The 25,752-nt window shown below is 39.1% G+C and carries 23 protein-coding genes; 21 read left to right on the forward strand and 2 right to left on the reverse strand.

Translation table 11 applies throughout. The annotated features are described in order from the left end of the window. Window positions 1-119: 119 nt before the first annotated feature. The 19 genes from BM043_RS11385 (at window position 120) to BM043_RS11470 (ending at window position 21,494) form a co-directional block, all read left to right on the forward strand. A complete protein-coding gene (locus BM043_RS11385; protein ID WP_092791724.1) occupies window positions 120-356 on the forward strand; it encodes a hypothetical protein in 237 nt (78 codons plus the stop codon). Window positions 357-422: 66 nt separating this feature from the next. Then, a complete protein-coding gene (locus BM043_RS11390; protein ID WP_092791726.1) occupies window positions 423-1,577 on the forward strand; it encodes a DUF4221 family protein in 1,155 nt (384 codons plus the stop codon). Next, the gene (locus BM043_RS11395; protein ID WP_143189522.1) at window positions 1,531-1,971 is read left to right on the forward strand and encodes a hypothetical protein; all 441 of its coding nucleotides are present in this window, start codon (window positions 1,531-1,533) and stop codon (window positions 1,969-1,971) included. The genes BM043_RS11390 and BM043_RS11395 overlap by 47 nt, the downstream gene beginning before the upstream one ends. Window positions 1,972-2,092: 121 nt before the next feature. Next, window positions 2,093-2,254, forward strand: coding sequence for a hypothetical protein (locus BM043_RS19500; RefSeq protein WP_177188467.1), 162 nt, complete (start codon window positions 2,093-2,095; stop codon window positions 2,252-2,254). A gap of 277 nt (window positions 2,255-2,531) precedes the next feature. Then, window positions 2,532-3,617 carry a hypothetical protein gene (locus tag BM043_RS11400; RefSeq protein WP_092791730.1) on the forward strand — a complete coding sequence of 362 codons (1,086 nt, stop codon included), beginning with the start codon at window positions 2,532-2,534 and terminating at the stop codon, window positions 3,615-3,617. 96 nt (window positions 3,618-3,713) lie between these two features. Then, window positions 3,714-3,947, forward strand: a complete 234-nt coding sequence (locus BM043_RS11405; protein ID WP_143189523.1) for an RlpA-like double-psi beta-barrel domain-containing protein — start codon at window positions 3,714-3,716, stop codon at window positions 3,945-3,947. Between the two features lie 562 nt (window positions 3,948-4,509). Further along, window positions 4,510-5,544, forward strand: coding sequence for a hypothetical protein (locus BM043_RS11415; RefSeq protein WP_143189524.1), 1,035 nt, complete (start codon window positions 4,510-4,512; stop codon window positions 5,542-5,544). A gap of 205 nt (window positions 5,545-5,749) precedes the next feature. Then, on the forward strand, window positions 5,750-5,923 hold the full coding sequence (locus BM043_RS11420; protein WP_218144146.1) for a hypothetical protein: 174 nt from the start codon (window positions 5,750-5,752) through the stop codon (window positions 5,921-5,923). A 12-nt stretch (window positions 5,924-5,935) separates the two neighbouring features. Next, window positions 5,936-7,024, forward strand: a complete 1,089-nt coding sequence (locus BM043_RS11425; RefSeq protein WP_092791738.1) for a hypothetical protein — start codon at window positions 5,936-5,938, stop codon at window positions 7,022-7,024. A gap of 7 nt (window positions 7,025-7,031) precedes the next feature. Next, window positions 7,032-7,265, forward strand: a complete 234-nt coding sequence (locus tag BM043_RS19380; RefSeq protein ID WP_143189525.1) for an RlpA-like double-psi beta-barrel domain-containing protein — start codon at window positions 7,032-7,034, stop codon at window positions 7,263-7,265. A gap of 510 nt (window positions 7,266-7,775) precedes the next feature. Beyond that, window positions 7,776-8,960 (forward strand): hypothetical protein, encoded by a 1,185-nt coding sequence (locus BM043_RS11430; protein ID WP_092791740.1) that lies wholly within the window; start codon window positions 7,776-7,778, stop codon window positions 8,958-8,960. Between the two features lie 155 nt (window positions 8,961-9,115). Beyond that, window positions 9,116-9,592 carry an acyl-CoA thioesterase gene (locus tag BM043_RS11435; protein WP_092791742.1) on the forward strand — a complete coding sequence of 159 codons (477 nt, stop codon included), beginning with the start codon at window positions 9,116-9,118 and terminating at the stop codon, window positions 9,590-9,592. 155 nt (window positions 9,593-9,747) lie between these two features. Next, the gene (locus BM043_RS11440; protein WP_092791746.1) at window positions 9,748-10,818 is read left to right on the forward strand and encodes an efflux RND transporter periplasmic adaptor subunit; all 1,071 of its coding nucleotides are present in this window, start codon (window positions 9,748-9,750) and stop codon (window positions 10,816-10,818) included. Window positions 10,819-10,821: 3 nt separating this feature from the next. Then, window positions 10,822-13,866, forward strand: a complete 3,045-nt coding sequence (locus BM043_RS11445; RefSeq protein ID WP_092791749.1) for an efflux RND transporter permease subunit — start codon at window positions 10,822-10,824, stop codon at window positions 13,864-13,866. A gap of 1 nt (window position 13,867) precedes the next feature. Next, window positions 13,868-17,050: an efflux RND transporter permease subunit gene (locus tag BM043_RS11450; RefSeq protein ID WP_092791751.1), complete on the forward strand. Its 3,183-nt coding sequence runs from the start codon at window positions 13,868-13,870 to the stop codon at window positions 17,048-17,050. 54 nt (window positions 17,051-17,104) lie between these two features. Further along, the gene (locus tag BM043_RS11455; protein WP_092791753.1) at window positions 17,105-18,229 is read left to right on the forward strand and encodes a 6-bladed beta-propeller; all 1,125 of its coding nucleotides are present in this window, start codon (window positions 17,105-17,107) and stop codon (window positions 18,227-18,229) included. After that, window positions 18,210-18,719 (forward strand): hypothetical protein, encoded by a 510-nt coding sequence (locus BM043_RS11460; protein ID WP_092791755.1) that lies wholly within the window; start codon window positions 18,210-18,212, stop codon window positions 18,717-18,719. Before BM043_RS11455 ends, BM043_RS11460 begins: the two co-directional genes overlap by 20 nt. 481 nt (window positions 18,720-19,200) lie before the next feature. Beyond that, window positions 19,201-20,358, forward strand: coding sequence for a hypothetical protein (locus tag BM043_RS11465; RefSeq protein ID WP_092791757.1), 1,158 nt, complete (start codon window positions 19,201-19,203; stop codon window positions 20,356-20,358). Next, complete coding sequence (locus BM043_RS11470; RefSeq protein WP_092791759.1) at window positions 20,355-21,494, forward strand: carboxypeptidase-like regulatory domain-containing protein; 1,140 nt, start codon at window positions 20,355-20,357, stop codon at window positions 21,492-21,494. The genes BM043_RS11465 and BM043_RS11470 overlap by 4 nt, the downstream gene beginning before the upstream one ends. A gap of 3 nt (window positions 21,495-21,497) precedes the next feature. On the opposite strand, the gene BM043_RS11475 is transcribed toward BM043_RS11470, so the two are convergent. After that, window positions 21,498-22,187, reverse strand: coding sequence for a hypothetical protein (locus BM043_RS11475; RefSeq protein WP_092791761.1), 690 nt, complete (start codon window positions 22,185-22,187; stop codon window positions 21,498-21,500). A 157-nt stretch (window positions 22,188-22,344) separates the two neighbouring features. On the opposite strand from BM043_RS11475, the gene BM043_RS11480 reads away from it, so the two are divergent. Then, window positions 22,345-23,238, forward strand: a complete 894-nt coding sequence (locus tag BM043_RS11480) for a glycoside hydrolase family 5 protein (protein ID WP_317042379.1) — start codon at window positions 22,345-22,347, stop codon at window positions 23,236-23,238. 6 nt (window positions 23,239-23,244) lie between these two features. After that, complete coding sequence (locus tag BM043_RS19825) at window positions 23,245-23,496, forward strand: glycoside hydrolase family 5 protein (RefSeq protein ID WP_317042380.1); 252 nt, start codon at window positions 23,245-23,247, stop codon at window positions 23,494-23,496. Window positions 23,497-23,561: 65 nt separating this feature from the next. Here BM043_RS19825 and BM043_RS11485 read toward each other — a convergent pair whose 3' ends face one another. Then, window positions 23,562-25,568: an alpha-ketoacid dehydrogenase subunit alpha/beta gene (locus BM043_RS11485; protein ID WP_092791762.1), complete on the reverse strand. Its 2,007-nt coding sequence runs from the start codon at window positions 25,566-25,568 to the stop codon at window positions 23,562-23,564. Window positions 25,569-25,752 lie beyond the last annotated feature (184 nt).

Below are 25,752 nucleotides of genomic sequence, written 5' to 3' on the forward strand. Positions count from 1 at the left end.
AGGAATCAGGTTCTAGTTTGACCGACGAAAGATCAAGGTATTGGCCAATCGATAGTATTTTTCAACCGGTAAAGAGCCCGCCGGGTTTTAGGGCTTGGAACATATAATATTTGAAGACCATGAAAACGACGATTGTGAAACTTGGAGTTTTATTTATTATGCTTTTCGGTGCTTTTTTTGTGAATGTATCGGAAGTGGAAGCTGATTGTACATTAACTACTGCAGAGGGTACAGATGGGCGATGCTTTCTTAAAGATGGAGAATTTGCTTGTTTAGAACGAGATGAGGATACTCACTGCTTTGTTCCAGATGATGATGAAGAAACCGATCCAGATGACCCAGTTATTGGTACTTGATCTAATACCGTATAGACAGGAGAGTCTTCTCCTGTCTATACTTAAATTGTTAAATACTTTAGACGTATGAAATTTATTTTGAGAATTCAGGTTTTTGTGATTATATTAATATGTGTTGCCTGTAATTTAAGTAAGGAAAATAAAGTTCCTTTTTCCGGTGAATATCTAAATTTGAAAAGAGTAGATAGTTTGGTTTTTAATTTAGATAGTCTATCAGCAGGTAGAAATCCGGAGTCCAGAGTTTATGAGTTTGACGGAATAAAGTACTTTACCTTTTTGAATAGAAAGAGTAATTCCTTGTATTTTTATCAAAAAAATGATTCAGAAGTTGATCGGATAATTCCTTTCGAGAGAGAGGGTGAAAATGGAGTTGGCAATATTTCGTCCTATTTCATTCATCGCTTGGATTCTATATTTTTATACTCTTATGGCGGCGCTAGGCTTTATTTGATAGATTCTAATCAAGTAGTTCTAAATAGATATTTTGTGGATGATGAAGGAGTAGGTGTTAGGCCAGAAGTCGGTGGAAGGAGACCTTTATTCAAAGTTGGAGATCATATAGTTTTGAATAGCTGGGGTTCGCAAAAAGAATATTATAATAATCAAGATTTTCCAGAGGTATCATTTACGTTTTTAAATATTAAAGATTCCTCAAAAACCTATAAAATCTCTTATCCTGATACATATAAGAATGCAATTTGGGGAGTTCAATTTTATCAAATTTTCCATGATTATAATCCAATTGATAATTTGATGGTTATAAGTTATCCGATAGATAATAATTTATACGTTTATGATTTTAATAATGATAATTATGAAAAGATTTCCGTTTTAGGGGGTGAGGATCTTGATGTTGAGCCCTTGTCATATAATTCAGGTAAATTTGTGCCTAATATCATTGAAGAGGCAAAGCATCAAATGGGCCAAAGGTATTATTCAAGTATTAAATTTGATAGTAAGAATAATTTATACTATCGGTTGATAGAGGAACCATTTGATGAAAAGTATATAGAGGAATTTTCAGGTAGTTTTTCTATTTATGGCCCCAATTCAATAGAAATTTTGGATAATCAGTTTAAAGTGATTGATGTGATCTTATTACCAGAGAATTCTTATTTTATGGGTTCTATGTTTGTAGATGACGGTTATATTTATTTAGAAAAAATTCAAGATAATGAAGATTTACTTATATTTGATGCTTTTAATGTTAATGGGTTGTGATTCTATAAATTCTAAAATCTCAAAAATTTATCCTTCAGAAAATCTGGAAAGTGAAGTTCCGTTTATCATTATTCCGAATGCTGGCTGTCCAGGTTGCATAAGTTCAGCTGAGAATTTATTGATTAAGTATAGAGGGTCAAATTGCATAAATTTCTATTTAACAAGAGTTGTTTCAAAGAAAAAATTAAAAATCAAATTAGGTTATGATGTCTTGGAGTATGAAAATATAGTTTTAGACTCTTTAGATATACTTTCTGAAGTTAATGTTTCAGGATTTTATCCTGTTATAATTTATCCAGATAATTCCTATTTTGAAATTAGTCCGGATTATCCAAATGCTGTCAATGAACTAGAAGGTTATTTGGAACATAATTGTCATGATATTGAACGATGATTCATTGAATTTAATTGTAATAAATTTAAAATTAATATTAAGTAAAAATCTTATGGAAAGTGTTTTAAAAAAGTTGTCCGTGTAATTTATACTTATAATAGGTTTAGTCCAATTCTCTAATTTGACTAAAGTAAAAGCTGAATGTCAAGCTGGAAGTTTAGAAACTAGAGATGGGAAGTGTTATTACAATTTTGAGGGATATGTTTGTTTATCAAGGTATCTAATAGTTGATTGTGAAATTCAAGTTGATGAAGAAGAAGCTGATCCTGAAATTGGAGGTTGAATTGAGTTTTCTACCATTGATCATTTTGAATTAAATTAGATCATTGAGTTGTCTTAGGCTTAAGTCTTTTCGGTGCATTTTTTGTGAATGTGTCGGAAGTAAAGGCAGAAACCTGTACGTTTTTGTACGTAACAGAAAACCCCCTATTTGCAGTTTATGATTGTGAAGGCACACTCATCACTGTTATGAGAGGGGCAACTGTAGAAGGATAAATTAGGTAAAAGGCCAATATTTTATACTCAATTTATTGGCCTTTTTTCAATTCAAAATTCCATGTATGAAAAATTTTGTATGTTTTTTTATTTTATGTTTGATTGGGTGTACTAAATATGAAATAACTGAGCCTGAAGATTTCATTTTGGAATCAGGAAAAATATATTTTCACGATTCGATCGCATTAGACGAGAAGGGAAGCTCTTTTAATTTTGTATTTAATCCTAAAATTTATCAAGATTCTCTTTTGGTATTTGGAGATGGATCATTTTCAACCATACATCTCTATAATTTGAAAAGTGGAAGTAAAATACAAATGTATTCCTATCTCGATGATATTAATTATCCTTTGCCTAAAACTGGTTTTTCAAATTCCTTTATAAAATCAGATTCATTAAAATTACTAAATTTTATGACTAATAAAATTTATATTTTTAGTATAGGTAGTGATTTTTTAAATGATATTAAACTTCAAGTTCCTGAAAATTCAACTCGATTAAATTTTCAACCATTCTTTGAGCAAATTAATGATTATTATTACATTAGCCAAAGGATGGATTTGCCGATAAAAAAGAGTTTTTTGGAAGGAAAAATGATTTCTATTTATGCAAAAGATGGGAGTTATATTAAAAGTTTTGGCAATTATCCGAAGTATTATTCGGAGGGTAATCTTGCTTTAGTTAAAGGTGAAAATGTGATCTACAAAAATGATAAAATATATATAATTAATTCAGTAGGAATTCCAATTCTTAAAGAATATAGTTTAGATGGTGATTTACTTAATTTTTATGAATTGGAAAGTGAGTTTTTTAATCCCGAGTTGAATTATTTTCAAAATTCTCCGTTTGATTCTAGTCCAATGAATCAAATTTTGACATTAGCAACAGATCGTAATAAGAATGATGGGATTTTCTATCTTTCTTATGTAAATTTCAGTGAAGAAAATCCTGAAAAACCCGAGGATTTTTTTCGTCTAATGATAATGAAGGTTGATTTGAAAAACCGAGTTATAAAAGAATCTGAACTTGTGGGGCCTTGGCATTATTACGAGTTAAGGACTCTTATTCCTCAAGTAAACCAAGACACTCTTAGTATTTTAATTCGGGGCACCGATGAAAACCTTTATCTAAAAAAGGTTACGTTTGACTAATTGACAAGAATTTGTATTTTATCAGAAATCATCCTACAAAAGAGGACCTTATCTTGGTAAGACTAGAATATAGGTTGGGTGCGGATCAATGATAAATTGCCAAAAAGTTCGCTTCGTATAATCGATCTATCGCGGGGAGCGGCTACCGTTTTGGATATGCGGTCGGTCGGGATCGCCCGGGTGAAATTGGAACTTGCGACCATTCAGGAGATGAATAGACTCTATAATCAGATGGAAGGAAATGCTCGAGGCACGATCCGAATCCGAAGGTATGAAGAGGCTATTTTGCCGAGGAAAAGACCCATTTCCTGGTCTTGGCCGATATGGTAAGTGCCTGATAGTGAAAGTATAGTAAGTTTTACTAACTATGCCCCTTCTATTCGAATAAATTTTTATCGCTGATAATCAATAATTTATGAAAAAATCGTTTCTTTTTTTTTCGAAATTTACTTGTAAATTTAGGAATCAGGTTCTAGTTTGACCGACGAAAGATCAAGGTATTGGCCAATCGATAGTATTTTTCAACCGGTTAAGCAGTCCTGCCGGATCCTAGGGCTCACCAACGTAAATTCTTTTAAAACATGAGAAAATTAACTCTATCGTTATTCTTAAGTATCGGGCTTTTATTTTCGAATAAATTTGATACTTACGGAGATGTGGTCTGTAATTCAGATCAAATTAGTACTACAGTTTCCTGTGTAGATGTTCCAACTTGGGGGGCTGGCCCATTTGAGAAAAGGATATGTGGCAATCAATGTGGATGGGCTAAGACTAATTACCTTGATTCATCTGGCGAATGCGAATTTTGTCAAAATAAGGAGCCAGAAATAGGTTGATGATTATTTATAATACCGGGCCTTTTATGGCCCGGTATTTTCAATTTATTATGCTAATGAAAAATTTACTCTCATTCAGTTTTGTTGTATTTTGCATTTTATTTTCTTGTGAGGAAAAAGATGGGGATTTTAATTCAACTCCTATTTCAAATTCAATTTCGTTAAAGCCCCTGAAATCTGGGATTCACGTTTTTGGAGTTCCAAATGTTAAGGTAATTGATGGTGATTTGTTGATCCTTAATTTAAAGGATACTTTAATATTTAAATTGTATAATTCTGAATTAAAATATATCAATGGTTTTGGAAAGTTAAATGAATTGCCTTTAGATTTAAAATTTCCTAAGTTCTCTTCACAAATAATTAATGGAGAGGAAGAAGACTTTATTTCAATTTTTGATCTTGCAAATCTTAATTATTTTAAATTTTGGCCTAATAAAGAGTTTGGTTCTGGGATTTGGGATTACGAAAAATTTAAACTTAAAGGTTTAACTCTTTATCCAACAACTATTCTCTATTTAACAGATTCTACAAATGTTTATGTTCCCGAAATAGGTGGAGCTATAGCTATAGATAATCACAGATCTAATAAAAGTGAAATTAAACCTTTTTCATTTAAAGGTTTTGAATTTATTAAAACAGAAAATCTGCCTTATGTTTTTCAATCTGTTGGAGCGGTAAATTTAGATAGGAATATTATTCTTGTTGCCCCAATTTTAACTGGAGAATTAGAATTTTTTGATTTAAAAGGAAATTTCATCAAGGCAATCACGTACGATTCAACTAATCAATATGGAAATATGCTAAGGGAAGATAATTATTTGCAAACAGAAGTCGTTATAAATGCAATAGATTTGGCTATTACAAATGATTATATTTATTTGTTGTCGTCAAATAATAAGTTAAATCAACATGTGACAGGAATCTTCGTAAAAAATTCGTCAGTATATAAAATGAATTGGGAGGGCGACATCATTCAAGAGTATAAACTGGGGTTGGATGCTAGTTCTTTGGCTGTAGATGAAAAAAATAGGAGATTTTATGTTACTGTAAATGAAAATGATGATGAGCCAATATGGTATTTTGAATATTAATTTATTTTATGGATCGTTTCAAGATTAGTGGTTAATTATTTTTTTTAGGATATTTAAATTGTTTTTATTTTATATTAGATATTTTTTTATTTAAATATTTTCATTGAAATATTCCAGATGCGGAATTTATATTTGAATTTAATATTTTCTCAAATAATCCTTATATTTCATCACCAGTTTGGTTATTTCGTCAAATTAGATCTTTATGAGAACTCTACACAAAATCTCCTTTCAGTTTATCAGTGAGCCTTCCGATGTGAATTTTGGAGGGAAAGTCCGTGGTGGTGTCGTCATGAAGTGGATCGATCAGGCGGCCTACACCTGTGCCCGCACCTGGTCGGAAACCTACTGTGTGACGGTCTATGTGGGAAGAATTTGATTTTTACTCTTTATGAAAAATTTTCTGCTATTTTTCCTTTTTTTCACTGGTTTGATGGCTTGCAATCAAAATAATGATGTAAAGCTTGATTTGCCTTTAGAGATTATCAATTCCGATACCACCTTTTTGAATGTAGGAAGTATTCAAGCGCCTTTTGGGAGATATAGAATGACTCCTTCAAGGAAGAATTTGATTATCCACCATGCTCGAAAAGCTTTTTGGTTTGATATGGACGATAATAAGATTTCAAAATCAATAGACTTTGACACTACTTCCATCATGCCAGAACAAACCCTTTTAAATGTTCATTATGATGAAAAGGATTCTTCTCTATACTTATTTTTTCCTGCTAGGAATCAAATTGTTTGGCTTGATTCGGATTTTGAAATTATTGAAGAAATAAAACTGGAAAGTCCAAAAAATCATGCACATCGATATATTCCATACGGAAACGTTTTTTATTTAGATCCTGATAAAAATTCATTTTACATTGGAATAATGTCTGATGAAAGTGGAGGAGGTGGACACGGAGAATTTCTCAGTAAGAGTAAGTTTATAGGAAAATTTGACCGGAAATCTGGAGAAATAGAAAATCTTTTTGGAGGGTTTTCGGATCAACGAATAAGCGATAATGTAAATGCGTTGAGCGAAGGGATCTATACAGTAGATTTTTATAAAGATGATTTCTTTTTAAGAGAAGCTATTGGTTCAAATGAAATCCAAGTATTTGCAAAAAACTCAGATCCAATAACCACTTACGAAATTGGAACAGGAAAAACGGACCTTAATTTAATACCCTACGACGGGGGAGAAATTGCTGGGCAAAAAATGAGTGATAATTTTTATACGTTGAAGATTTTGAATGATACTTTGATTGGGTCAAATTTAATTAATCACTTTAATCAGGAGCATTCCAACCAAAAACACGAAGGATTATTGCTTTTAGAAGATATTAAGAATTATAAGAGTTACTCAATTTCAACAAGTCCATTCCAAAGATTAGTGGGAGGGGATGACAAAAATTTATATTTAATCAGAAACCACCCCACTAAGGAAGACCTCATTTTAGTTAGGCTTGAATATAGGTTAGGTACGAATTAATGATCGCTTGCCTAAGAGTTCGCTTCGGATCATCGATCTGTCGCGGGGAGCGGCTACCGTTTTGGATATGCGGTCGGTCGGGATCGCCCGGGTGAAATTGGAACTTGCGACCATTCGGGACATGAACAGGCTCTATAATCAGATGGAAGGAAATGCTCGAGGCACGATCCGAATCCGAAGGTATGAAGAGGCTATTTTGCCGAGGAAAAGACCCATTTCCTGGTCTTGGCCGATATGGTAAGTGCCTGATAGTGAAAGTCTAGTAAGTTTTTCTAACTATGCCCCTTCTATTCGAGTAAATTTTTATCGCTGATAATCAGTAATTTATGATCAGGTCGTTTTTTTTTCAAAATTTACTTGCAAGTTTAGGAATCAGGTTCTAGTTTGACCGACGAAAGATCAAGGTATTGGCCAATCGATAGTATTTTTCAACCGGTAAAGAGCCCGCCGGGTTTTAGGGCTCACCAACGTAAATTCTTTTCAAAATGAAGATAATTAAATTAGTTTTATGTCTCTTATCCTTCTTGGTTTTAAGTGTTTCCCCATTGATCTTAACTGCTCAGAACTGTGGGTATATCCAATTGGGTTACAATATTAAAATTAACGGAAAGGATGTTTGTGTATTGGATAATGTTTCACGTGAATGTTATTCCATTGTTGATCCATGTCCAGTAAAAACAATCGGAGGATAATTAAATTTAGGATTCCTGCCCTTTAAAAACAAAGGGCAGGATTTTTCTGAAAGAGTAATATGAGAAATAACCTGTCCAAATTTATTTTTATTACTTTATTTTCTTGTGGTGGAAATGAAATGAACTTCTCTTATCAAAGAGAAGTAATACCCAATTTAGAATTTTCAGAATTAACACTAGATAAGACTGAATCAGTTGGAGTCTATATAAATTTTGAAACACCTCTAATTCTACCAATTCCAGTTTTTTCGAGAGATTCATCGGTCGTTATTTTTGATTTTGGCGATAGAAAAATCAAACAGTTTTTTGAGGGAGGCGAAAGAACAATTGATCCTCTAGGTGATGGCCCAAATAAAATTCAAGGACAGATTATTGAAGGCGTTGGGTTGTCTTCTAACCATGATGAATTATTCATCGCATCAAATTCTACCATAAGAAAGTTTGATTTTAAAACTAACTCTTTTAATGAAGAAATAGAAGATAGTTTTGAAAATTGTGATTCTTTCGATGCCATGTTTTATGAGATTTTTTATAAAGTTTCTGGAAAAGATAGCGTAATTATTTCTCAGAATGGAAACCCTTGCTTTCCATTGAAGGAATTAGGTAATTCATTTGATCCTAATGATTTGAGTCAAAAGAATTTTGTTCGGATAAAATCCATAAATAATAAAAATTATGATTATTCGCTTAAATTTCCATCAAATTTAAGTTTGGATAAAGCTTATGAGCGATTTAAGTTTCACTTCACTTATAATGAAGTGAATGATAGATATTATGTTATGTTTAATCCTCTGAAATATTTGTATGAGTATAAATTCAATTTTTCAAAAAGTAAATTTATATTAACTAATTTATTTGACTTAGATCTTCCAAGAAGTAACCAAGAGATTGAATATATTATTAAGAATAATTTTGGTTCTTCCGAAATTAGCAAAGCTTTAGATTATAATTTTGAGTTACAATTCATTAAATCATCAGAAAATTATGTATTTATACTGTACCAGCCATCCAAAGATATAATTTATGATGATCCAAATGAAGCGCCATTTTCTTCCCATTATTTTATTTCTATAATGGATTTAAGTACCGAAGAATTAAAAACTTATTCCATCGATTATAATGAATTTCAATTTTTGGGTGCTTTGCAAGATCAGGTTTGGCTCTATGATATTCTTAATTCTAATGAATCAGGAAAAACTCAAATAAAAGTAGTTAGTGTTGATGAATTGACCTCGATTAAGTGAGTTCTTTCACATTTTCAATTTTTATCTAGTGAATTCTAAATGTTCGTGTGGATATTTTAATAGTTGGATTAACTGATTGCTTTTAAAGAAAGGTTTGAAGCTATTCTTAGGGTTCTGTTTTGACTATTAACTATATTGACCCAAAAAACTCTCCTATGAACACCCTACACAAAACCTCCTTTCAATTTATCAGTGAGCCTTCCGATGTGAATTTTGGAGGGAAAGTCCATGGTGGTGTCGTCATGAAGTGGATCGATCAGGCGGCCTACACCTGTGCCCGCACCTGGTCGGAAACCTACTGTGTGACGGTCTATGTGGGTGGAATCCATTTTTACAAGCCCATTAATATCGGTGAAGTGGTCAAAATCGATGCGGCGGTGATTTATACCGGAAACTCCAGCATTCATATTATGGTGGAGGTGTACTCACGAGATTTTTCGGAAAAGGAATTTGAAAAGAAAACCCACTGCATTATCATCTTTGTCTCGGTCGATGAACATGGCGAACCCCAAAAAGTGAAGCCTTGGATTCCCCAGACTCCTCAAGAAATCAAGCTTCAGGAATACGCCAAAAAGCTAAAAACCTTACGTGAAGAAATCCATGAGGAAATGCGGCCATTTTTTAATGAATAAAAACTTTTCGAAATCTTCAGCTACAGATTTTTCCGTTGAAATTTGATACAAAATCCTTCTAAGATTTAAAATTCACTTTTTTTAACAGCTTTTTTTTAGGCTTTTTTTGATTCAATTCAATAAATTACTTTATTAGGGTTCTAACGATTATTTAGATGAAAAATCTCCACTATTTCGCCCTGATCTTTTTGATGGGCTTCAGTTTTTCTTGTCAGGAAGACACCGAAAAGCAGGAAGAAATACCAGCAGAATCTTTTAGAAACGAAGTCGCAGCGACCGAAGTCCGGGTAGCTACTGCAGAGACCAAAAGCTTTGATTACCTCATCAATGCCACAGGGAAACTCGAGGCGGCGGCACAGGTCAAAGCTGTGATCGAGCAGGCAGGCTATCTAATCGAATTGCCGATCCGAGAAGGTCAGACGGTAAGCAAAGGGCAGGTAATTGCCCGATTAAATGCCGATGAGGCTCAGATTCGATTAGAGAAAGCCAAAATCGCGCTTCGAAATGCCCAAGCAGCCTTCGAAAATGATAAGTTGGGTTTTTCTCGGGATTTTGAATCGAGCGATGAGGAGCGAAAGAAATTTCTCGAGGAACAGCTCAAAGCAAAAAACGGGGTGTTTTTAGCTGAAATTGAGCTCAAAGAAGCCGAATTTAATTTGGAACGCACTGAGGTCAAAGCTCCGATAGCAGGAAAAATCGCCGATCTTAAATTTAAGGAGGGAAGCTTGATCAGTAGCAATGCTGAACTTTGCGAAATCCTCAGCACGAATAGGCTGGAGCTCCGAGTCAAAGTCCTCGAATCCGATATTGGTCTGATTTCTATCAATCAGAAAGCGGAAGTTTACCCTGTGTCCAACTCCCAAACTGCCCTGGAGGGAAGAGTGCTGGGAATCAATCCCAAAGTGGACGAAGGAGGATTGGTCGAGGTAGTGATCCGTCTTACTTCGAGTGCTAATCTCCTTCCGGGAATGAATGCCCGAGCAATTATCCGAGCTCCGCAGTCTAACTCACTCGTGGTACCCAAGGATGCAGTAGTCTATCGCTCCGGTCGGGCAGTAGTCTTTACTATAGAGGATAACGAATCCCGCTGGAACTATGTAGAAGTGGGTAAAGACAATGGACAAGAGATCGAGATACTTGAGGGAATCCCCTCCGGAAGTACCGTCATCACGACCAATAATCTACAGCTGGCACATCAGGCTCCGGTCCAAATCGTAACAGAATAAACTATGGTTCGATTTTTACTTGCCCGTCCCATTGCGGTTTTCATGACATTTTTTGCCTTGATGGTTTTTTCCTTCATCGTTTTGCGGATGTTGCCGATATCGCTGCTTCCGCCGATCGATGTGCCTCAGATTGTAGTCAAGGTAAACTATCCCAATGCCTCTCCCGAAGCCATCGAGCAGAATGTACTCAGTAACATTCGCGAAGGACTGATTACGCTTAATGGACTGGAGGAAATGGACTCCAAAGCCGGTTCCGAAGTCGGGACCATCCGATTGACTTTTGACTATTCGACACAGATGGAGCTGGCCTACATTGATGTCAATGAAAAAATCGACCGCATTACCAATTCCCTGCCGGAAGGACTCACTCGTCCTGAGGTCATCCGAATCAACACTTCGGATATTCCTGTGGCCCGCGTTCAGGTGATCCCGAAAGAAGGAGTGGATGAAATAGAAGTCAGTCTCTTGGCAGAAAACGTCCTGAAAAAACGCATCGAGCAGCTGCCCGGGGTTTCTCTGGTGGATATCAATGGCAAAAAGGAACGAATTATCACGGTCGAGCCGAATGAGGATGCGATCCGTGCTCTGGGCATGACCCAGCAAGATGTGATCTCGGCGATCGAGGCGGGAAATTCCGAATTGCCGGGTGTCTCAGTGAAGGATGGACAGTTCCGATATTATCTCCGATTAGCAACCCGGGTGGATACGCCCTCAGATATCGAATCACTGCCTGTGTCATCACCCAATGGGGCGATCATACCCTTGGGAAGATTGGCTAAAGTCTCCTATCAGGCTAAAGAAATGCTGGGGTATCATTTGTTTGGAGAAAAAGAAGCCTTGGTCATTACCGTGCATAAGCAGGCGGCCGCCAAAATGAACGAGCTAATGCCAGAGCTAAAAGATGCGCTGGAGCTTTTTCGAGAGGATTATCCTCAGGTAGAATTTGACCTGACCCAGGACCAGTCCAATTTGCTCAATGCCGCCATTTCCAATCTTCAAACTTCGCTCTTGTTTGGTGGGATTTTCGCCTTTGGCGTGCTTTTTCTCTTTATGAAAGACTATCGGCTTCCGCTGATTATAGGGGTGAGTTTGCCCTCTTCTCTGCTGATTTCCTTCTTGGTCTTTTATTTCTTTGATATTTCGATCAATATCATTTCTCTGTCTGGATTGGCACTGGGAATCGGGATGCTGATTGATAATGCAATCATCGTTTTGGATAATATTACCCGAAAGCGGGAAGCTGGCCTTTCGCTTTTTGAGGCCTGTGTTTCCGGGGTGGATGAAGTGATGAGTGCCTTGATCAGTTCGGTATTGACGACACTTTCGGTTTTTGTGCCGTTGGTATTCTTGAGCGGGATTTCCGGGGCATTATTTTATGATCAGGCTATCGCAGTAACCGCTATTTTGTCGGTGTCGCTTTTGGTAGCATTTGTCCTTTTGCCTTTGCTGTATTTTATCTTTTTTACCCGGAGCAAAAAAGCGGAAGATTCGGGAGAGAATCCATTTTTCCAGCGGGTATTGGGGCTATATGAAAGAGGCTATAATTTGGTTTTTAGCAACAAGGGGATGGCAATGGGACTATTTATAATTTTAATTCCCCTCGGACTGGCTATTGCTTTCATCTTGGGGACTGAAGGCTTGCCCCCAATCGAAAAAACCGATGCAACTTTGGAAATCGATTGGAATGAGCCGATCTCGGCCTCTGAAAACAAAGATCGTATAGCAACGCTAATGCAGGCCATGCGGGGACAATACCAAAAGGCCGAAGCCGATGTCGGAGTTCGTCAGTTTTTGTTATTTGATGGGGAAAATTCCATTCAACAGTCCTTGCTTTATTTTCTTTTTGAGGGATTGGAAGAAAAAGATCAAATGCTCAATAGTCTGGATTCCTATGTCCGGGAAAATTATCCGGGAGCTAATTTCAAACTCGGCGATGCTCCCAATGCATTTGATCAGTTGTTTAGCTCAAATATGCCTTTTTATGAAGTGCGATGGAAGGATTTGACAGGGAAAGAACCGATTCCTGAAGAGAAAATGGATCCCTGGCTGAGTGAGTTTCCAACCGAGGAATGGGAGCGGGGTCCGGGCTTGCAAAAAGAGGCTTCGGTGGTTTTCACGCTTAGAGCAGATCGCTTGGCCACCTATCAGATCCCTGTGGATCAGGTGCAGGAGCAGCTTTCCCGACTATTTGGCTCTTTTACGATTACAGACATTCGCCGATTTGGAGAAGTGACTCCGATCAGGCTCAAAGAGTCTGAGGCTCGATTCGAGGACTTGCTGCGTTCTACTCAGATTACAGGATCGGACTCGACATTTTACACCTTGGGGGAATTTGTAGATTACCGCTATGAAGATCAATACAAGTTTGTCACAGCAGATAAAGGAGGAATTTACCAATCTGTTTTGGTGACTGAAAACAATCCTGATGAGCTTGCCCCGGACTTTATCCGCTGGGGTGCTGATCGGAATATGGGAGTGGAAATGGTCGGCCAATATTTTCGGGACCGGGAGAATATTCAGCAGCTGATCGGGATTTTGATTATCTCAGTTCTGCTGTTGTATTTTATTTTGGCTGCACAATTTGAAAGTTTTATTCAGCCCCTGATTGTGGTACTGACTTTACCGCTGGGAATAGGGGGGGCATTTGTGGTCCTTTTGGCCGCGGGCTCTTCGCTCAATGTCATGTCTGCTATCGGACTGGTGGTGATGCTGGGAATCATGGTGAATGATGCGATTTTAAAGATTGATACGATTAATCGATTGAGAAAGGATTATGTCGAAAGTCCCGAAATCAATCCCGGAGTAGCTTTGGAAATGGCGATTCATCGAGCGGGACAGATCCGACTCAAGCCTATCTTGATGACTTCGATCACGACGATTTTGGCATTGATTCCGATTATTTTCAGTTCGGGATTGGGTGCGGATTTGCAACGGCCACTGGTGTATTCGGTGATTGGTGGATTGACCTTGGGAACGATCACCGCGATTTATTTCGTGCCTTTGGCGTATTGGTTTTTTGTGTCCAAGAAAAAATTGAAGGAGGGGTAAGATGACACCATTTCGCGTACTGATATCTTTTATTGTAGTGGGGATCATGGGTTTTGCAGTGATTCCACTTCTTTCGGTGGATTTGAATCCTCGAGAGCGGGAACCCGTGCTGAGTATTTCGTATGGGATTCCCCGATCTTCACCAGAAATTATCGAAAAACTGGCCACTTCCCCTCTGGAAGGAGCTTTTTCCCAACTTTCGGAGCTCAAAAAAATCAACTCGATTTCCAATTACGATCGGGGATCGATTACACTTCGATTTGACAAAAAGGCCGATATGGAGCTAAAGCGGTTTGAAGTGCTTTCGCTGATCCGTCAAATCTATCCCCAGCTTGATAGTCGGCTGAGTTATCCCACTGTTTCCCAAAGTGAACAGGTTCGAAATACCGAGAAAACACCTATTTTGACCTATTCGGTTAATGGTCCTTTTGCGGCATTTGAAATCAAAAAAATCACCGAGGATGTCCTAAAGCCGGCCTTGACGCGGTTCGAAGAGGTGGAGGAAGTGACGGTTCGCGGAGCTACAGATCTGCAACTTTTTATCACCTTTGATATCCAAAAACTGCAATCCTATGGACTCACAAGAGGTCAATTAAGCAGTCAAATCAACAGTGCCTTTGGACAGAATTATCCCGGGGCGGTCTTGAATAATGAAGGCAAAATGCTCTTTGTCAAGGTCGATCGATCCCTCCAGGATATGGACCAATTGGAAAATCTGCCGATTACCCAGGTGGATGGCAAGGACATTTTTCTCCGGGATGTCGCCAAATTGACTTTGGAGGAGGCGGAAGCTTCCAGTTATTTCCGGATCAACGGGAATAATTCAGTGACGCTGACGGTATTCAATCGAGATGGAGTCAATAAGGTCCTGCTGGCAAAAAATCTGAAAACTGCGATTGAAAACGCCAAAGTTCTACTTCCAGCGGGTTTTGATGTTCGGCTGGAGCGAGACGACACGGAGTTTTTGGAAAAGGAGCTGGATAAGATTTACAAGAGATCGGGGCTTTCGATCCTGATTTTGATTGTTTTTATCTTTTTGATCAACCGAAATCTCAAGTATTTATCAGTTCTCTTTTTGGGCATTGTGATCAATTTGAGTTTGTGCGCCATTGTCCTGTATTTCCTTAAAGTGGATATTCACCTTTATTCCCTGGCGGGTTTGACGATTAGTTTTGGGCTGATTGTGGACAATGCGATCATAATGATTGATCATTTGCACAAGCATAAAAACCGCAAAGTTTTTGTGGCACTATTGGCCGCTTCCCTGACTACGATTGCCGCCTTGATGATTGTGTTTTTTCTCCCAGAGGAGGATCAGAAAAATCTAACGGAGTTTTCCATCGTGGTTTCGGTGATGTTGGGAATTTCCCTATTGATCGCCTTGGTTTTCACACCGGCATTTTACGAATTACTCTTTAAAGAATCTGCAAAAAAAGGGAGAAAGCTGACTATCCCAAAATTGCGTAAGCGAGTCAATTACCTGCGCCGATTTGAAAATTCCATCAGCTGGACGGCCCGCTATCGAAAGGCTTTTATCATTGGTCTAATCTTGCTTTTTGGTTTGCCGATATTCTATTTGCCGGCAAGCTGGGAGGATCAGGAGTGGTACAATAAATCCATCGGTAATACCTTTTATCAGGAGGAAATCCGACCCTATGTGGACAAGGCTTTAGGCGGTTCTCTTAGGATGTTTGTTCGGGGCGTTTTTGAAAAAAGCTCCTACCGCGAAGCCGCCAAAACCCGACTTTACGTCTCTGCCCGCTTGCCTTTTGGCAATACCCTGGATCAGATGGATTTTATCATGCGGGAGTTTGAGGCTTATCTCAAGGACGTGGAGGGAATCGATAAATTTGTGACCACAGTCTATTCCGGACAGCAGGGAAGTATTGAGATTACCTTCAAAGAAGCTTACGAAACTTCCGCTTTGCCCTATCAGCTCAAAGGGAAACTGTCAGTGAAATCCACCGATTGGAGTGGGGCCCAATGGAATATTTACGGCGTGGGTCAGGGATTTTATACCGGAGGTGGGGGAGAAGGGATTCCGTCCTTCAGGGTGACGATGAAGGGCTATAATTTTGACGAACTGGAGCGTCAGGCAGAGATTTTGGCCGAAAAGCTTTTAAAGCATAAGCGGATTCAGGAAGTGAATACCAATGAGCGCCTATCCTGGGGTGAGCAGAAGACTGAGGAATATGTACTTCGACTCGATCAGAATCAGATCGCACTGGGAAAAACCAATCAGTATCAACTGATCAATACTATGCTGGACCTCAGCAAACCGCAGGGTGCCACGGGCGGCCTGACACTGGAAGATAAAAACTATGGGTTGGTGATCCGAGAAGCCAATTCGGATGATTTTAGCAAGTTTGACCTGGAGCAAAAGGGGCTGATTGGTGGCGAAAACAGAATTTACAAAATCTCCGATTTTGGCACCTTGACTAAAGAGACGACGACCAATGCGCTGAATAAAGAAGATCGGCAGTATATCCGAGCAGTTGCTTTTGAGTATATGGGTTCGGCCAAGTTTGGCAATGAGTACCTCAATGAAGTCCTGGAGGAAATGGAACAAATCATGCCTATTGGATATACGGCGGACAAGCAAACCTGGTCTTTCAGCTACGAAAAGGCCAAGCGACAATATGCGCTGATAGGATTGTTAATCGTGGGGATTTTTATGATTTGTGCGGTTTTATTTGAAAATCTCAAGCAGCCACTGTACATCATTGCCATCATACCAATCAGCTTTATTGGGTTGTTTTTGATTTTTTCCCTTTTTGATTTCTATTTTGATCAGGGAGGATATGCGGCCTTTGTGATGCTGGGAGGCTTGGCGGTCAATGCCGGGATTTTTATCGTCAATGATCTGAATAATCGATCGACAGGCAATTACAACCGGAATGTGCTGAAATCCGTAGCGGGCAAAGCGATCCCGATTTTGTTGACGATCATGTCCACTTGCTTTGGTCTGATTCCTTTTTTGATTGAGGGCCAAAATGAGATTTTCTGGTTTTCCCTCGCCATTGGGACAATCGGAGGATTGGTATTTAGTATGGTTGGAGTGTTTTGGGCATTGCCGGTTTTCCTTTGGAAGAAAGAGAAATTAGCGGTTGTAACAGAGGGAGAATTGAAAGAGAAAAAGGTACGGAGAAAAAGGAACTGGAAGTTCTGGAAGAGAAAGAAATGATTCGTGTACCTGATCTCTTCGCTTAATGGTGCCTCAAAGTAAAGTTTAAGGCGTATGAAAATTATTCATTATCTTTTTTTAGGATTACTGATAGGGGTTTTTGCCTGCAATTCTTCTGAGAAAAATTCGAATCAAGGTGAAACCATTCAACTGGATAAAATTCCGATTCAAGAAAATAAACTGCTCATCGAAAAGGCGATTTTGCTGGGTTCGGATAGCTTAGAATTACTAGGAAGTGAACTGAGGGCAGTGTTTTCAAACCATGGGTTTTTTGTATCCAACTACAATGGGCCAAAAGCCATTCATCACTTTTCATTGGAAGGTGAGCACCTAGGCCGAATCGTAGAAGTCGGAGAGGCTCCCGGTCAGGTTTTGCGCTTTGAGGAGTTTCGGGTCAAAGGCGATACCTTGCTTTTAAATACTGGGAAAGGGGATCACACCGATTTGAATTTCTTTTCCATACCTGATCATAGCCTGGTCAAGACCCTTGAAACAGAGGCTTCGGCCTTTTCTTTTTACCCCAATGAAGATGGGAGTTTTTGGTTTTATTCTGGGATGAACAAAGCAGTAGGTGATTACCGGCTTCAGAAAATAAATGCCGAAGGGAAGGTAATAACAAAACTCCTTTTCAATGATTTCAATGAATCCCTTCTTCCGCTTGCAGCGCAGTCTTTTTTTGAGGGAAATGATCGCTTGCTGTTGAGAGAACCGTTATTTCCTGAGATTTATGAAGTGGTGGGGGATACCTTGAAGCAGGTCAAAAGTTTTGATTTTGGTTCTTATTCCATTCCGGATGAAACTTGGGAGATAGAAGATCCTTTTGAGTTATTTGAGCAATTGAATAAAAATGGGTTTACAGATAGCTACTCGATTTTCGAAAATGAAGACTATTTTTTAGGGTATGTTGCTTTTCAGAAGGAAAAAGAAAACCGAAATGAATTGGTCGTTGTGAATCGAAAAACGGGAAAAAGTAAAAAGTTTCAACTTAACATGAATGACTTCCCTGAGTATTATTCCCCTTTTGCATTGGATGGAAACCATGTTTTATTTATTGCCTATGCACCTGCTTTGATAAAGCGCTTGGATCAATTGAATGTGACCGAAGAGGTTCGGGAGCAATTAAAGGTTTTGGAGGAAGATTCTAACCCAGTAATTTTATATGGCCGGCTGGAAGAATAGTGCTTTGATCGGCTTACTGGTTTTTGTTGCTGGTTTAATTTTTTGGGTATACAAAAAAGAAAAGCAAGGGAATACGGGTAAAGTCATTCAGCATTGCCTAGAGTGTAGGTGGTTGTCTTTAGATTCGGAAGTAAGACCCCCTTTTTTTACTGAGGCGAGCGAGTTTCAAGTAATCGTATATACTCGGAATTTAACCTGGGATTTGGCCACCTTTAATATGGATTGGAAGTCACTTTCTGAGAAATTCCCAAAAATCGACTATGTTTTTTACTATGGGGGTAAAAGCGAAGCGAAATTGAGAGGTTGGATGCATGAAAAAGATTTTCCTTTTCCGGTGATTTTTGATCCGAATGATTCTTTTCGAATGAGAAACCTTGAAGGCGATATGACTGGAATCGTCCTCAATGTCGAAGATGGAAAAGTAATTAGTATGCTAAATCCAAGTTTTGGGGAGGAATATGAGGATTTTTTGGAGGAGTGGGTGAAGTGATTTAACGAAATGGATCTCGGCGTTTAGTTATCATTTAACATAGATTTTTTTTAAGATTTTTTGAAAATAATTTGGTTTTTAGAATTAGGGGGGGGGTATTTTAGTTTTGTAGATTTATTTTTGGCCAAATTATTATAATCTTCAGGTTTAAAATCCTTGCCTTCATATTGAAAAAAGGAAACAAACAAAATAAACTATAAAAAGTCAAATTTTAGGAACATTTGTTCTTACATTGAGCTTAATGTTTTTTGGATTAAGTTCGGCAAGTGCGGAAGAATCTTGTTCTAATGCACGATGTCACACAGTTGGTGAAGGTTATTGTTTGCCAGGAAATGCAATTAGCTTAAGGTCTTCATGTCCAGAGATAAATTGCCAGTTGGGTCAGTCTTGTGATTGGGAAATGCCTTCATTTGGAGAATAATAATTAGTTGAAAAACCAGTTTGTATTTTATAAGCTGGTTTTTTCAAATATTTAAATCGTATGAAGAATAGTTTATTGTTGGCTCTTATCTTTTTGGGGGGCTGTTCCTCTGAAGATAAAAAAAGGGAGTTGGTTATTAAAAACGTTGAAGTTGATCTGAAAATTACCGACTTCGAGGAACTAGAAAAGTTCGAATTTGAGTTTGATGATCAATTTGTAGGCAAAGGATTTTTTGAAATCGAAAACGATCAGATACTCTTTTTTGACCGGCTGGCTATGAGAGTTCTTTCCTTTGATTCTGAGGGAAACTATCTCAGAACGCTAATTGATAATGGAGAAGGCCCCTCAGAAATCCCAAGGTTTCAAACCCATATCTCGGATGGGACCTACCGATATTTTATGGATGGATACACGATTTTGACTTTTGATCAAAAGAATGAATTAAGAAATCGGACGGTTTTGGATTTTTATCATCAAAGCGATTTAAGTAATGTAGAACAGAACCCCAGCCCCGAAGATCCGGGTGTTTATGAGGTCAAATATTGGGGAAATCAGCTTGAAATAATTGATGGATATTTATATACTAAAATTGAATCGTCCAATCCCAAGTTCAATTTTGTGATGCATCCAGAATATTATACCGATTCCTATCTCTATGCAAAAGTGGATCCTGAGAATGGTAAAGTACTGGAGCTAAAGGGGAAACATCCAAAAATTTATCAAAACTATAAATTCTTGCCTCATTTTGATTATTATTATCATGATCGTGTGGGCGATGAACTATACTTGAGTTTTGAGCCGGACTCATTGATTTATATCTTAGACAAGGATTTCGAAGTGAAGGAAGCATTTGGGAATTCTGGACAGGAAATGGACCAGTCTTATGTGGAGGTTTCTACGGTTGAAGATTGGGAGGATTATTGGAGAATCAATCGGGCACAAAAGGGATTCTATAAGTATGTCAAGTTTTTTCCGGAAGAAGATGTTTTGTTTCGAACATATACTTTGGGTAATTCCGATCCACTCGCTTATGAATACGGGGACAATCCCCAGCGAATGCAGATTTATAAAAACAAGCAACTTATTGGAGATGTCGAGGTCCCCAATTTTTTCAAGGTCATAGGAAAGCTAGGTAAGTATTACATTGCTGATGGATCCGCGGATAATCCTGATAATGAGGAGTTGGTATTGTATCGGTTTAAACTGGATATACGATGAAAATAGGTTTAATGGTAATACTTTTGTTTTTAGGTTTTTCGATAGATTCCCAGGCACAGACGTATTCTTTTGAAATACTCAATCAGGCAACTCAAGAGCCTGTCCCATTCGCACATATTCAGGTGGAAAATGAACTTATCGGAACCGTTACGGATATGAAAGGGCGAGGCACATTTAGTATTCCTCCAGAGTTTTCGGACAAATCCATTATCGTTTCATTTATTGGATATAAATCTCTCTCAGTTCCTGTTGAAAATCTACATTCACAGAAATCCAATAGCCTTATGATTGAAGAATCCTCTACTGATTTGGAAGAAGTTCAAGTCATTGATATTGGGATGAGTCCTCAAGAGTTTATTAACATCGCCTTGATGAAGGTGGATGAGACTTTCTTTACAAGAAAATATCAATCTTCAGGGCTTTATAATGAACAGGTGATAGAAGATGGGGATTCTACTTTTTTCTATAGTGCGAAGCTAATTATTGAATCACAAGGATTTAATAAAGCCATAAATAAGAATCGATTTATTGAAAATGATGAGGCCTATTTGGATGAAATAGTTTCTAAAAGCGGAGATCAAAAGTACAGCATTGTAGAAGCTGCGGAACTAGTTGGATTTACCTTGCCGTATGGTGATGAGGGAAGAGAAGAGGATTCATTTATTTCTGATTTTTTTGTGTTCAAAAACAATATCGAAAAAGTAGCTTTCCTAGAAAATACTAAGGCTTATGAAGGAGATTGGTATTTCGAAAAAATTTCGAAACAAGAGGATAAAACTGTTTTAAAAGTAAGTATAGGTAGTAAGGAAGGAACCTATTTCTCCTATTGGATTGATCGTGATTCATACAGCATAACTTCAATGGAAGGGTATTTTCCATATGAATCAAGCTCATCTGCTCATAAAATGGCATCCTATCATCCAGGTTCAATTAGGTTCAGGATAGATTATTTTGAGGTGGATGGAAAATCTCATCTAAAACAATTAAGGATGACAAAAGAAAGCCTTATCGGCGAGGATCCGATTTTAGGCAGAAAGATCAGTCAGGGTAATCTTACGATTGAAAATTTATCCTCAAAAAAAGTTGATAAAAAGCAGAGGGTAGATGCCAGATTTGTTCAGAAATTCTTGAAGTAGAAGTTACCGAAACACATCATAGCCAATAATTCCCACCGAAAAAGTCATATACTGAAGTGGGCTCCGTCGAATATTGTATTCAAAAACCCCATCATCCGGAAGGTAAGACACGTCGCCTTTTTGAAGAAATCGGGCACTGTTTCCATCTTGAAATGTTCCTCTGAATTCCAGCCGTAAGTTATCATTGAAGCCCAAAGGGATTTGCAGACCTGCTCCGATCCGGTAGCCCAAGGTCCAATCCCCGTAATCTTTACCACTTTCCAGCGGATCCTCAGATAGCATGGTTTCGCGGATTTTGTAGCGGGTATACAGGTAATTGGCGCCCATTTGAGCCTCGATAAATGGCGTTAACTTGGTATTGACCGCGGGTAGGTAGCGAATGACCACCATGCCGGTAGCCAAATTATTGTTTCTGCGTAGGCGGAGTTCGTCTGTGTAGCCCGGATAAAGATCTGTCCGCTTTTCCAATTTTGAACCATAGACCCCATAGCCTAATTCCAGTCCGACTTGAACGGGAGCAGTTTGGAATTCATAGAGAGCTATCCCCGAAAGGGTTGGCAAAAAGAGTGAGCCGGTTTCCTGCTTGAATTTTCCGACAGGTACCGAGCCATTAAAATGTCCACCTGCCAAAAAGAATTGGGCTTTTAAAGAGAATGGGAGCAAAAATACGAGTAGAAAAAGGAGTTTTTTCATGACAAACTAATTGATAGATTATACGGAATTGAGAAAAATAGTTTCAGAAATGAGCAATTAACGGATCATTAAAAACCTCATTTACTCCTTTTTATGATTTGGTTTCGGTTTTCATTTTTTAATTTACCTTGTAAAAGCAGGCAAACCCCAAGAAGAAATGCATTCCCGAAGGACTTTTTTAAAACAAACCAGCATTCTAACCACCGGATTAGGAGTCGTCGGAAGTGCAACACCTGCGGTTTTTTCCCGAACAAACCCTCCCAAAAACACTCTCCCCGCTTGGAAAGGATTTAATCTGTTGGATTTTTTTTCTCATGACCCTGATCAAGGAAGAGTGACCAAGCCAGAGTACATTCAATGGGTTGCAGATTGGGGGTTTGATTTTGTCAGAATTCCAATATCCTATCCAAGTTATCTTGAGTTTGACCGGACTCGTCCTATTCGGCCTGATGAAGTGATGAATTTTGATGAGCAAAGGCTGGAAGCAGTGGATCGGCTGGTCCAGCGCTGCTGGGATCAGGGTCTTCACGTCAGCCTGAATCTCCATCGAGTACCGGGGTTTTGCATCAATGCAGGATTTGTCGAACCCTATAATCTGTGGAAGGATCAAGAAGCCTTGGAGGCTTTTTGTGGTCATTGGGATATGTGGGCGAGACGGTATAAGGGGATTTCAAAGAAAAAACTGAGCTTTGATCTGGTCAATGAGCCATATCAGCGGGAAAATCCAAATGACCAACATTCGCCTGGAGGCCCGGTGGATGTGTTGGATTATAGGCGGGTGGCCCAAGCGGCTTTGGATACCATCAAATACGTCAAGAGAAACCGGATTGTCATTGCCGACGGTAACGGTGGAGGTGGAATCGCAGTTCCAGAACTGGCGGATCTTGATCTGTCCCAAAGTTGCCGGGGATACCATCCTTTTCCGATATCACATTACAGAGCTGGCTGGGTGTACAAAGATCCCGAGGCTGTGCCACCTGTGACTTGGCCATTAAACCAAGGAGAAACTATTCTCGATATCCAGTCCATCAGAGACTATTATTCTCCATGACGTGATTTGATCGCACAGGGAGTGGGCGTCCATTGCGGGGAATGCGGCGGATATAATCAGACCCCACATGACGTATTTTTGGCATGGTTTGGAGATGTCTTAAAGGTGCTGAAAGAAATGGAGGTAGGGTTTGGTATCTGGGAGTTTTCAGGGGCATTTGGTGTGCTTAATTCCGGAAGGAAGGATGTGGAATATGAAGATTGGTATGGGGAAAAGTTAGACCGAAAATACTTAGAATTGCTTCAAAAGCAGATTTGAAACTTACGTCCTTTTTCAGTCCCATTTTTAACTGAACAGATGCTCTTAGATAGGTCAATTTCATTTTAATACTCCACCAACAGCTGAAGTTTTTCCTTAAACCGATCCACGGGCAAAAATGCCCTTTCCAAATTGGGTGCAAAAGGAACCGGAGTATCCAAGCTCCCCTCCCGCATCACGGGAGCATCCAAGTATTCAAAACAGTGCTCTGAAATCCAAGCGCAGATTTCTGCTCCGATTCCTCCTGTGATACAATCTTCTTGAAGAAAAATCACTTTTCCAGTTTTTTTGACGGTTTCCCGAACAGCTTCCTTGTCCCAAGGCAACAAAGTGCGCAAATCCAAAATATCGGCCGAAATTCCCATCTCTTCCACAGCTTTTTTTGCCCAGTGCACGCCCATCCCGTAAGTAACCACAGAAACCTGATCGCCGGTTGCTGCTAGTTTAGCTTTGCCGACTTCCACGGTGTAATATTCATCTGGAATAGAATCACTGATTGATCTATAAAGTCCCTTGTGCTCAAAATAGAGGTAGGGATTTGGGTCTTCGATAGCCGCATTAAGCAGGCCTTTGGCGTCATAGGGATTGGAAGGATAGACGATTTTCAGACCGGGTGTGTGAAAAAACCAGGCCTCATTGGATTGGGAATGAAAAGGTCCCGCCGCCATTCCGGCACCGGTGGGCATCCGAACTACCACATCAGCGTTTTGTCCCCATCGGTAGTGGATTTTTGCGAGATTGTTGACGATTTGGTTGAAACCTACGGAGACAAAATCCGCAAACTGCATCTCCACCATGGCTTTGAAGCCCTTGATGGATAATCCAAGCCCAGCCCCGATGATGGCGCTTTCGCAAAGCGGAGTATTCCGAACGCGATCCGCACCAAACGTTGGTTTGAATCCTTCTGTCACTTTAAATACTCCTCCATATTCGCCGATATCCTGACCCATCAAAACCAGATTTGGATATTTTTCCATGGATTGGCGCAGGCCATCACTAATGGCATCCACCAGTCGTTTTTCAGTCGTTTTTTCGGATTGGGGAGAAATGATTTTTTGCTCAAAAGGAAAATAAACATCCTGTATTTCCTCATCGATTTGTGGAGTGATTTGTTCCTCTGCAAATGCAAGCTCCAATCCATCGTTGATGGCTTTCTTGATTTTGGTATTGATTCGGCTTTTGGTTTTTTCATCCAATACACCAATCGATTCCAGATAGGCTTCGTAGTTTTCGACCGGATCGAGTTTGGCCCAATCCTCCATGAGTTGCTTGGGGACATATTTGGTACCCGAAGCTTCCTCATGCCCGCGCATGCGAAAGGTCATCGCTTCGACTAGGATAGGTCTGGGGTTTTTTCGGATATCTTCTGAAAGTTCAACAATGGTTTGGTATACGTCGAGGACATTGTTTCCCTCTACCCGCACGGCCTCGATACCGTAACCCAAGCCTTTATCTGTAAAATTTTTGAAAGCAAATTGCTCCTCACTTGGCGTAGAAAGTCCATAGCCATTATGCTCAATGACAAAAATCACGGGAAGTTTCCAGACGGCGGCGACATTTAGTCCTTCGTGAAAATCTCCTTCGGAACTTGCGCCGTCTCCGGAGAAAACCAAGGTGACTTTCTCTTCTTTTGAAAGTCGGTTGGCCAGCGCAATGCCATCGGCGATGGCGAGCTGAGGCCCGAGATGGGAAATCATCCCTACGATGTGATGCTCGATGGAGCCAAAGTGAAACGAACGATCACGTCCTTTGGTAAAGCCCGATTTCTTTCCCTGAAACTGGGCAAAAAGTCTCTCTAGAGGGATTTTCCTTCCAGTGAAAATCCCCAAATTCCGATGCATGGGCAAAATAAATTCGTCCGCCTTCAAAGCTTCTACCGCACCGATTGAAATGGCCTCCTGTCCCCATCCGCTAAACCACTTGGAAATCCTCCCTTGTCGGAGTAAAATCAACATTTTTTCCTCGATACGGCGGGGTACCAAAAGGGATTCGTAAAGTCGGAGTAAAGTGGAGTCGCTTAGATTTTTCCGGTCAAAGTTCAGGTTTACATTGGGAACGCTTCCTAGCTGCATAAGGATTGAAATTTCTCAACTAAGGTACGAGAAGGAGTGAAATTCTCAAGCGGAAATTCCTGCAAAATGGCCCCGACAAAAGTCGGGGCTAAAAATATAATGCAAGGAGTTAAAAAGTTTTGCTGTACAGTTCAAAAGTAGATAAAAGCCTTACAGGGTTTCGAAATGGGGCGTTAAGCTTGTT

It is taken from the genome of Algoriphagus hitonicola (assembly GCF_900113375.1).
Lineage (GTDB): Bacteria > Bacteroidota > Bacteroidia > Cytophagales > Cyclobacteriaceae > Algoriphagus > Algoriphagus hitonicola.